Consider the following 10,049-nt stretch of genomic DNA (forward strand, 5'->3'; position numbering starts at 1 on the left):
CGCATGTGCTCGGCCCCTGGCTGAACCACAGCCCGCGCATCGTGCCGGTCGGCCTGCTGCTCCTGGCCCTGATCTGGGGCGCCGGCATGGCCCTGTCCTTCACCAGCAACCGCGCGCAGATCGCCGAGATGCAGACCACCCTGGCTGCAACTGCTGGCCCTGCACGAACTGGTCCGCGAACTGGCCCGTCTCGATCACCGGACCCAACACGGCACCCCCTGGTACCAGCGCTTCGGCCTGAACCAGAACCAGGCCCTGCTCGACACCCTGTGGCCGCGCTATGTCGAGATCAATGCACGCCTGCTGCGCGACCCGGCCGTGGCGGCATTGAGTGCGCACCTGCAAGCACTGATCGATCTCCCACCCGACAGCCCCGAACGCGCCACCCGCGCCGCCGCTTCCTATGACCAGCTCAAGGCCTGGCTGATGCTGGCCCGCCCGGAAAAAGCCGACCCCGCCTTCCTGGTCCGGGTGATGGGCGAACTCGAGCCGGAACGCCCCGGCTTCTCCCCAGGCGCCTGGCACACCCTGGCGCCAGGCCTGTGGCAGTTCTACGCCGAACACCTCGAAGCGCACCCCGTCGTAGCCCTGGAGCCACGCCTGCTGCTGCAGGCCCGCCAGGTCCTGATCGGCCAGCTCGGCCAGCGCAACGCCGAGGCCAGTCTCTACCAGCAGGTACTCGACAGCGCCGCCACCCATTACCCGGATCTGCCCTTGGCGCAGATGCTCGGCGAATCCGACAACACCCTGTTCAGCAGCCCGCAATCCGTGGCCGGCGTGTTCACCCGCCAGGCCTGGGAAGGCCATGTTCGCGAGGCCATCGACAAGATCGCCGAGGCCCGTCGCGAAGAGATCGACTGGGTCCTCAGCGACAACCACCAGGAACTGGCCGCCGAACTCAGCCCCGATCAACTGAGGAAACGCCTGACCGCCCGCTACTTCCAGGACTACAGCAGTGCCTGGCTGACCTTCCTCAACAGCCTGCGCTGGCAGCGTGCCGGCAGCCTCGCCGAGGTGATCGACCAGCTCACCCTGATGAGCGATGTGCGCCTGTCGCCGCTGCTGGCCCTGATGGACACCCTGGCCTGGCAAGGCCGCGCCGGTACCCGCGAGCAGGCCCTGGCCGATTCGCTGCTGCAGTCCGCGCAGAACCTGCTGGGCAAGGAAAAGACCCAGCTGGTGGAGCGCGCCGCCCAGCATCTGGACAGCCCGCTGGACGACACCTTCGGCCCGCTGCTCAACTTGCTCGGCAAGGACGAGGCCCAGGGCGAACGCCTGAGTCTGCAGGCCTTTCTCACACGGGTGACAAGAGTCCGCCTGAAGCTGCAACAGGTCAGCAACGCCGCCGACCCGCGGGAAATGACCCAGGCCCTGGCGCAGACCGTGTTCCAGGGCAAGAGCGTGGACCTAAGCGACACCCGCGCCTACGGCAGCCTGCTCGCCGCCAGCCTTGGCGCGGAGTGGGGCACGGTGGGCGAGACGCTGTTCGTGCAACCGCTGGACCAGGCCTGGCAACGGGTCCTGCAACCCTCGGCGCAAAGCCTCAACAGCCAGTGGCAGCGCTCGGTGGTGGATGAATGGCAGCGCGCCTTCGATGGTCGCTACCCGTTCGCCGCCACCGACAGCGATGCCTCGCTGCCGATGCTCGGGCAGATGATTCGCGCCGACTCGGGGCGCATCGACCAGTTCCTGCATGGCCAGCTCAGCGGCGTATTGCGCAAGGAAGGCAGCCGCTGGGTCGCCGACCCGCAGCACAGCCAGGGCCTGCGTTTCGACCCGAAATTCATCGAGGCGGTGAACCGGCTCAGTCACCTGGCCGACGTGCTGTACACCGACGGCGGCCTGGGCTTGAGTTTCGAACTGCGCGGCAAGCCGGTGCGGGATATCGCGGAAACGATCTTCACCCTGGATGGCGAGAAGCATCACTACTTCAACCAGCGCGAACGCTGGCAGCGCTTTATCTGGCCGGGGGCGGGCGAGCATCCGGGGACGCGGGTGACCTGGACCAGCGTGAATGCCGGTACGCGACTTTATGGCGACTATCAGGGCGTCTGGGGCCTGATCCGTTTGCTGGAGCAGGCGAGGGTGACGCTGCTGGACGACGGCGCGAGCCGCTATCGCCTGGAACTGCTGGCGCCGGACGGCCGCTACCTGACCTGGCACCTGCGCACCGAACTGGGCGCAGGGCCGTTGGCGTTGCTGGAGTTGCGCAGTTTCAAACTGCCGAAGCGGATCTTCCTCGATGAAAAAGGAACATCGAAACAATTGGCTACTAATGATTAAAAACAGTAACAACTTTATTCGGGTCTGACAGTTTGTAGGATTACTCTCTAAATGCATCTGAAAAATCCCAAGCTGTACTTGGGTGGTAGCACTGTAACTTCAGATCATTTACTGTCCCTCGCCTGAAAAATAACGTCCGCCATGTAGGCGATTGAATAGTGGTTCGTCAGCTCGCTTATAGAGCTGGCGTAGCCGTTATCCTGTTTGAACAAGGAAAATAACAAGTGAAAGTCGTGGCTGTTTTCAAATACCTGTCCCTGGTGGGCGGTGCGCTGTTGTTGGTCAGTGCGTTGATGTCCTATCAGAGTTCGAAACAATTCGTCGAAGAAGCGCTGTCCACCACGGGCGTGGTCGTCGACCTGCTGGAGAACCGTGGCGAGGAAGGGATGACGTACATCCCGGTGGTGGCCTTCGTCGACAAGGATGACCGACCGGTGAGTTTCAGTTCGAGCATCGCCAGCGCGCCGCCGGCCTATGAGATCGGCGAGAAGGTCGGCGTGCTGTATCTGCCCGGACAACCGGAAGATGCGCGCATCGACGATCTCGCCGGGCGCTGGGGCCTCTCGATCGCCTTGCTGGTGTTCGGCCTGCCGCTGTTCAGCGTCGGCTTGATCATGGTTTTGCTGGCGCGGCGGAAAAAAAGCAGGAACCACTACCTGCAACGTCATGGCCATGTGGTCCGCGCCGAATTCGAGGCGGTGATTCTCAACCACAGCGTTTCCATCAACGGCCGCAGTCCCTTCGTTATCGTCTGCAACTGGTTGAATCCGGCAACTTCGCAGTTGCATGTACTGGAAAGCGAAAATATCTGGTTCGACCCGACGCCCTATATCAAGGACAACAACCTTCGCGTGTTGATGGACAAGCGCGACACCCGCAAATATCAGGTGGATCTTTCCTTCCTTCCCAAGTTGGCGAACTGACCACCGCTACGGATAAACGCCAATGCCCCTGCACTCTCTCATCAGTCGCTGTCTCGGCGAGCGCGATCCGCTGGCGCTCGCCCGCGAACAGGCTGCTCGCTGGCGCGACTGGCTGCAGCCGATCACGGCGCAGTCGCCCGTGGGTGAAGACCCGACCTACAACGACCACTTCCAGCAGATGCGCGAGGAGGTCAACAAGCTTTCCGGTGCCGACCCGGCACAGCTGGCGCAACTGGCGCAGACCCTGCTGCAGGGCAGTTGCAAGGATCTGCGGGTGGCCACCTATTACCTCTGGGCGCGGCTGCAGGTGGACGGCGAAGCCGGGCTGGCGGATGGCCTGAACCTGCTCGCGGCCTTGCTCGAAGGCTTTGCCGACGAGGTCCTGCCGACTCGACCGAACAGCCGGCGCATGGCCCTGGAATGGCTGGCCACGGACAAGGTGCTGGATGGCCTGGCGCGCTTCCCCGAAGTGGTCCGCGAGGAGGCCGAGCGCACCGTGGCGGCGCTGGCCTGGCTGGAGCAGGGCACGCGACAGTGGCCGGCAGCACAGCGCCCGGAACTGGGCGCGCTGTATTCGGCGCTGTCGGCACGCCTGGCGCAATCCGGCGGAGTGAGCGCGGTGGTGCCGCAGAACACCTCGGCGCAGGCCGCGCCGGCCCCCGCACCGGCAGCGCAGGGCAGTGCGCCGAGCTCCGGGCGCGATCTGCTCGACCGGGGCCGCGTGCTGGCGGCCTGGCTGCGCGAGCAGCCGGACGGCTGGCTCGCCGCCCACCGCCTGTTGCGCAGCCTGCGCTGGGACACCCTGCACGAAACGCCCGGCCACGACATCGAGCGCCTGACCCACCTGGAGCCGCCGCGCAGCGTGCTGGTCACCCAGCTCAGGCGCCTGCATGTGCAGCAGCGCTGGGACGAACTGCTGGTCCAGGTCGAGCAGGCCTTCGCCGAGGGGCTCAACCATTTCTGGCTGGACCTGCACTGGTACCTGCACCAGGCCCTGGGCCGGCTGGCGGAACCACAGCGCAGCTGGGCCGCGATCATCCAGCGCGACCTGGGCATGTTCCTCGAACGCCTGCCCGGCCTGGAAACCCTGTGCTGGCTGGACGGCTCGCCGCTGGCCAGCGACAGCACCCGCGAGTGGATCGCCCGCGACGTGCAGGGCAACCAGCAGCAGAACTGGCTGCCCGCCACCGGCACCCATCCGTCCGTGGCCCGCGACGACATCCTCGCCCTGGAAAGCGAAGCCCTGGCCCAGGCCGACAGCCAGGGCGTGGAACAGGCCCTGGCCTGGCTCGCGGAGCGTCCGGATGTGCGCTCGGGCCGTCAGCGCTGGCTGCTGCGCCTGCTGATGGCACGGCTCGCCGAGCAGTACGGCAAGAGCGAGCTGGCCCTGCACCTGCTGGGCGAACTGGATGTGCTCGGCGAGCGCCAGGGCCTGGGCACCTGGGAGCCGGAGCTGCAGTTCGAGATCAAGGCGCGCCTGCTCAAGCTGCTGCGTGGCCGCCTGCAACGCGGCGATGCCGACCGGGTCGAGCTGACGCGACGCATGGACGCCCACCTGGCCGCCCTGGTGGCCATCGATCCGGTACGCGCCGCGGTGCTCTGCGGCTGACATTCACTGAACAGGATTCTCTCTCTTGAGCATGGACAACCTGACCCTGCGCTATTTCGATGCCGAGATGCGCTATCTGCGCGAAGCCGGCAAGGAGTTCGCCGAGGCCTTTCCGGATCGCGCGGCGCACCTGCACCTGGACAAGACCGGCGCCCGCGATCCTTTCGTCGAGCGCCTGTTCGAGGGCTTCGCCTTTCTCATGGGGCGCCTGCGGGAAAAACTCGACGACGACCTGCCGGAACTCACCGAGGGCCTGGTCAGCCTGCTCTGGCCGCACTACCTGCGGACCATTCCCTCGCTGGCGATCGTCGAGCTGCAGCCGGAGCCGGGCAAGCTGACCCAGGAGCAGCTCATCCCGCGGGGCTTCGAAGTGCTGTCGCAGCCGATCGGCCCCAAGCGTACCCGCTGCAGCTACACCACCACCCGTGACCTGCGTCTGCAGCCGCTGGCGATCAGCGACTTCGGCCTCGGCTACCAGGCTGACGGCAAGACCCTGCTGCGCCTGCGCTTCGATTGCCGGGCCCTGCCCGCAGGCGTTGGCCCGCAGCGCCTGGAGCTGTACCTGAACGCGGAGCCGGCCATGGCCAGCAGCCTGCACCACGCCCTGACCCTGGGTGCGGCCGGCGTATATGTGTGCCTGGCCGGCCAGGAACGCCGGCACCGGCTCACGGCGCATTTCAGTCCCGCCGGGTTCGCCGAGGCCGATCGCCTGTGGCCCAAGGGCGACAGCGCCTTCAGCGGCTATCAGTTGCTGCTGGAGTACTTCAACTTCCGCGAGAAGTTCATGTTCGTCACCCTGCATGGCCTGGAGCAGTTGCACCTTGCCGCGGACACGGCCTGGTTCGAGCTGGAGGTGGTGCTGCACGAGCCCTGGGCCCATTCGCTGAGTCCGCAGACCGAGCACCTGCGGGTGAACACGGTACCGGTGATCAACCTGTTCAAGCTCGACTCCGACCCGCTGATCGTCGATCCGCTGCAGTCGGAATACCTGCTGCGCCCCCTGCGCCTGCAGGACGGGCATACCGAAATCTATTCGGTGGACGATGTCAGCAAGGCCCAGGAAGGGGCGCGCTGCAGCTATGTGCCGTTCAGCAGTTTCCGCCACAAGGGCGGCATGTTGCGTGACGAAGCGCCGGAGCGCTATTTCCACAGCCGGGTCAAGCGCGCGCCCAACGGCCTGCACGACACCTGGCTGATCCTCGGCGGCGAAGGCTTCGAGACGGTGGACCAGGTCAATGGCGAGCACCTCAGCCTGACCCTGATCGGCACCAACGGCCAACTGCCGCGCAAGGCCCTGCAAAGCACCCTGCTCGACAGCCTGGGCGCTGCCCGGGAGGGCGGGGCGCTGCGCGTGCGTAACCTCACTGCGCCCACGCTGCCGTGCTACCCGCCCAGCCGCGACCGCTTCCACTGGCGCGTGCTCAGCCACCTGGGTTCGAACTTCCTGCCGATGCTCGACAGCGCCGAAGTGCTGCGCGGCACCCTGGCGCTCTACGACTGGAGCGACAGCGAGCTGAACCGGCGGCGCCTGGCGGCCATTGCCGAGGTGCGCCACCACCTGATCCAGCGATTCGAAAAGGGCTTTCTCCTGCGCGGCGTGGACGTCGAGGTGACCGTGGACGCCGACGGTTTCTGCGGCGAAGGCGATATCGCCCTGTTCGGCGAGATGCTCAACCGCTTCTTCGCCCTGTACGCCGATATCCATCTGTTCAACCAGCTCACGCTGATCCAGCAACCCACCGGAAAGGTCCTGCGATGGAACGAGAACCACAGTCAGCGTATTCCCGGCTGAACGCCAGCGGCCTGTTGCAGCAATTGCAGGGGCGGGTCGCCGAGGCCAGCCTGTTCCGCTTCTGCCAGTTGCTCGAACAGGGCATGCCGGGATGTCCGCCGCTGGGCAGCACCTCCAGCCCGGCCGAGGATGCGGTACGTTTTCGTCCCGATCCGGGAATGGGCTTTCCGGCGGGCGAACTGCGCCGGATCGAGCTCGATCCCCATGGTCCGGCCACGGTACGCACGCGCTTTCTCGGTCTGTATGGCGTCGACTCGCCGCTGCCGACCGCCTACCTCGACGACATCGTCCAGCGCCGTGAAGGCCACGAGGTGCTGGAGGGCTTCCTCGATATCTTCAATCACCGCCTGTTCACCCAGTTCTACCGGATCTGGCGCAAGTACTCCTACCCGGCGACCTTCGAGGCGGGCGGTCGCGATGCCACTTCGCAGTCGCTGCTGGGCCTGATCGGCCTGGGCATTCCCGGCACCGCCGAGCAGATCGCCACGCCGGTGTCGCGCTTTCTCGCCCTGCTCTCGGTGATGCGCCTGCCGACCCGCAACGCTGAGGGCATCACTGCGCTGGTCGGCCTGCTGGCGCCGCGTACGCGGGTGCGCATCACCCCGCACTGGCCACGCAAGATTCTCCTCGACCGGCCCGCGCGCCTGGGCCCTGGCGGTCCGGCGCGGCTCGACCAGGGCATGCCGCTGGGGCCGCTGGGGCAGGACGCCAACAGCGAACTGCTGCTGGCCCTGGCCACCGACGACCCGGACGAAGGGCGAGGCTGGCTGCCGGGGGCGACCCTGCATGCCGACCTGCTGGTCCTGCTGCGGGTCTACCTGGGCTGGCGCTGCACCGCGCGGCTGCAATTGTCGCTGCCGCTGCGCAGCCTGCCGCCGGCGCTGCTCGGTGGCCGCGCGCTGCTGGGCATGACCGCGGTACTGGGGCACGACGCCAGCGACGAGCACAGGCGCATCACCATCAACCTGGGCCGCTATCAGGGCCTGGAAAGCAACCCAAGGGACAGAGAGGCAAGACATGTGGCGTACCGTTTCTAGAATCCCCGCCATGCTGGCGCTGGCGACCCTGCTCGGCGGATGCGGGCTGGTCCAGAGCGTCAGCGACGGCACCCGCGACACCGCCCGGGCGGTGTTCTACAAGCAGGTCAAGACCCTGCACCTGGACATCAGCGGCCGTTCGGCGCTGAACACCGACCTGGAAGACATGAATGCCCTGTCGGTGCCGACCCTGGTGCGGGTGTACCAGCTGCGCGGGCGCAAGGCGCTGGACAAGGCCGAATACGACGAGCTGCTCAACGACGGCGATGCCGTCCTCGGCAGCGAGGTGCTGGACCAGCGCGCGCTGATGGTCAGCCCGGAGCAGGGCGCGCGCCTGAGCCAGGCGCTGCACCAGGATGCCCGCTATGTGGCGGTGGTCGCGCTGTTCCGCTATCCGGAAAAACACGCCAACACCTGGCGCCTGGTCCTGGAGCGGGACGACCTCGATCCGGATGCGCCGCGCACCCTGGAGCTGGGTGACAACCACCTGAGCCTGCGACCGCTGGCGGAGTGAACGATGACCGACGCCAGCCCCTCGCTCTACGAAATCCTCCTGCAGAACTTCAATGGCGAACTGGACCTGTACCTGGTCAATGAAGACGACCAGCACGTGCTCTCGGTGCTGGACAACCTGCAGCGCATCCTCAACAGCCGCGCCGGCGCGCTGGCCCACCTTCCCGGCTTCGGCCTGCCGGACCTGAGCCAGGTGCTGCAGGACATGGCCAGCTCGGCGCGCTCGGTGATGGATGACATGAGCGCCACGGTCCTCGCCTACGAGCCGCGGCTCAAGGACCTGCGCGTGGAGATGCTGGCGCAATCGCGGCCGGGGCATCTGGAATACGCGCTGTTCGCCGAGTTCTGGAGTGGCGAGAAGGTGACCTTCGGCACCACCCTGGGCGCGGAAGGGCGCCTGCTGGTGCGCCATCTCAAACGCCAGCGCTACCTGGCGACCCCCTGAATCGGCGACACAAGGAAGCCCCTATGACGGCGGTGTTCGACATGCGTGTGCAGGTGGGCGGCGATCCGCGCCACTGCGAGGAATTCCAGGCGCTGTGCGCGGAACTGGCGAAGCTGCATCACCCCGCTTGCCCGGACCTGGACTGGGACAAGGTGGAGCAGCTGTGCGCGGCGCTGTTCAGGCGCAATGGCGCCGACCTGCAGTCCACCGTGGCGCTGGTCCTGGCGCGGGCCCGTTGCCATGGCCTGGACGGGCTGATCCAGGGCCTGGTGCTGCTGGAGGCCCTGCTCGGGCAATGGCCGCGCCTGTGGCCGAACAGCGATGCGACGCGCCTGGAGATCCTCGACTGGTTGTGCGTGCAACTGCAGGGCTGGTTGCGCGGCGTCACCCTCATGCCCTCGACGCTGGCCGTGGTCCTGCAGTTGCAGACGCGCCTGGAAAGCCTGCGCCTGTTGCTGGCGCCGCAGGTGTCCGCGCCATTGGCCAGCCTGGGACTGCTGCAGCAGTACGTCGCCGGCCTGCTGCTGCGCCTGGAGGGCGCCGGGCTGCCGTCGGTCGCGGTGGAGCGGGGCGGGGCCGAGCGGGTCGTGCCGCTGCTCATCGTCACGCCGCCGCCCTTGCCGCCGCCAGCGCCACCACCGGTGCCGGAACTGTTCGTGCCGGCGCCGCCAAGGCGTCGCGGGCGTGCGCTGGGCTGGGTGCTGGGGCTTGTCGTGTTGCTGGGGTTGAGCGTCTGGGCGGGCTGGTCGCACTGGCGGGACGATCAGGCCCTGGTGCGCCAGCTGCCCACGGAAATCGACCTCGGCAGCCTCGGCCTGTTCGCGCCCGGCAGCGTCGAACTCGCGCCGGAGGCCACGCGCCCGCTGGTGGAGGCACTGGTGCGGATCAAGGCGCAGCCGGGTTGGCAGATCGTGATCACCGGGCATACCGATACCAGCGGCGAGGAGGCCTACAACCAGCGCCTGTCGCGGGAGCGGGCCATGGCGGTGCGCGACTGGTTGCAGCGCATGGGCGACATTCCCCAGGCCTGCTTCGTCGTGCAGAGCGCCGCCGCCAGCCAGCCGCTGGCGAGCAATGACAGCGCGGCGGGGCGTGCGGCCAATCGGCGGGTGGAGATCCGCCTGGTGGCGCAGGGGCAGGGGTGTGGTGTGGGTGGGGATCGGCAGGGGGCTTGACGGGGTTTCAGGTGCATGTCGAGAGATCTCCGGCGCTCTGGAGATCGAGCGCCGCCCGGGTGGTGCATCGCTGTGCATGACGATGCTCTTCTAGCGCCCTTGAAATCGAGCGCCGTCCGCACGGCGCATCGCGGGCAATGCCCGCTTGTGTCTTCAGGACCTCTTAAAATCAAGGTGTGAGAGCGGTGGATGGCAGACTGGATGCCGGCGGTGCCCTAGAGCACGTGTGGGAGCATAGTCGCCATCCACCTCTCACTCTGACCCGAAGCCCG

The 10,049-nt window shown here is 67.0% G+C and carries 7 protein-coding genes and 1 pseudogene; all 8 read left to right on the forward strand.

The window, feature by feature from the left end; all coding sequences use genetic code 11:
* A pseudogene (locus tag RTI28_RS30100) lies at positions 1 to 2,283 on the forward strand (ImcF-related family protein); the annotation flags it as partial.
* A gap of 233 nt (positions 2,284 to 2,516) precedes the next feature.
* Positions 2,517 to 3,206, forward strand: a complete 690-nt coding sequence (locus tag RTI28_RS30105) for a DUF3592 domain-containing protein (RefSeq protein WP_316923877.1) — start codon at positions 2,517 to 2,519, stop codon at positions 3,204 to 3,206.
* A 22-nt stretch (positions 3,207 to 3,228) separates the two neighbouring features.
* A complete protein-coding gene (gene tssA / locus RTI28_RS30110; protein WP_316923878.1) occupies positions 3,229 to 4,815 on the forward strand; it encodes a type VI secretion system protein TssA in 1,587 nt (528 codons plus the stop codon).
* 25 nt (positions 4,816 to 4,840) lie between these two features.
* Positions 4,841 to 6,607 carry a type VI secretion system baseplate subunit TssF gene (gene tssF, locus RTI28_RS30115; protein ID WP_316923879.1) on the forward strand — a complete coding sequence of 589 codons (1,767 nt, stop codon included), beginning with the start codon at positions 4,841 to 4,843 and terminating at the stop codon, positions 6,605 to 6,607.
* Positions 6,571 to 7,644, forward strand: coding sequence for a type VI secretion system baseplate subunit TssG (gene tssG / locus RTI28_RS30120; protein ID WP_316923880.1), 1,074 nt, complete (start codon positions 6,571 to 6,573; stop codon positions 7,642 to 7,644). Before tssF ends, tssG begins: the two co-directional genes overlap by 37 nt.
* Positions 7,625 to 8,158 (forward strand): type VI secretion system lipoprotein TssJ, encoded by a 534-nt coding sequence (gene tssJ, locus RTI28_RS30125; protein WP_316923881.1) that lies wholly within the window; start codon positions 7,625 to 7,627, stop codon positions 8,156 to 8,158. Before tssG ends, tssJ begins: the two co-directional genes overlap by 20 nt.
* A 3-nt stretch (positions 8,159 to 8,161) precedes the next feature.
* Positions 8,162 to 8,602: a type VI secretion system baseplate subunit TssE gene (gene tssE / locus RTI28_RS30130; RefSeq protein WP_316923882.1), complete on the forward strand. Its 441-nt coding sequence runs from the start codon at positions 8,162 to 8,164 to the stop codon at positions 8,600 to 8,602.
* Between the two features lie 23 nt (positions 8,603 to 8,625).
* Positions 8,626 to 9,777: an OmpA family protein gene (locus tag RTI28_RS30135; RefSeq protein ID WP_316923883.1), complete on the forward strand. Its 1,152-nt coding sequence runs from the start codon at positions 8,626 to 8,628 to the stop codon at positions 9,775 to 9,777.
* The last annotated feature ends 272 nt before the right edge of the window (positions 9,778 to 10,049 follow it).

The organism is Pseudomonas sp. zfem002, assembly GCF_032621685.1.
GTDB lineage: Bacteria > Pseudomonadota > Gammaproteobacteria > Pseudomonadales > Pseudomonadaceae > Aquipseudomonas > Aquipseudomonas japonica.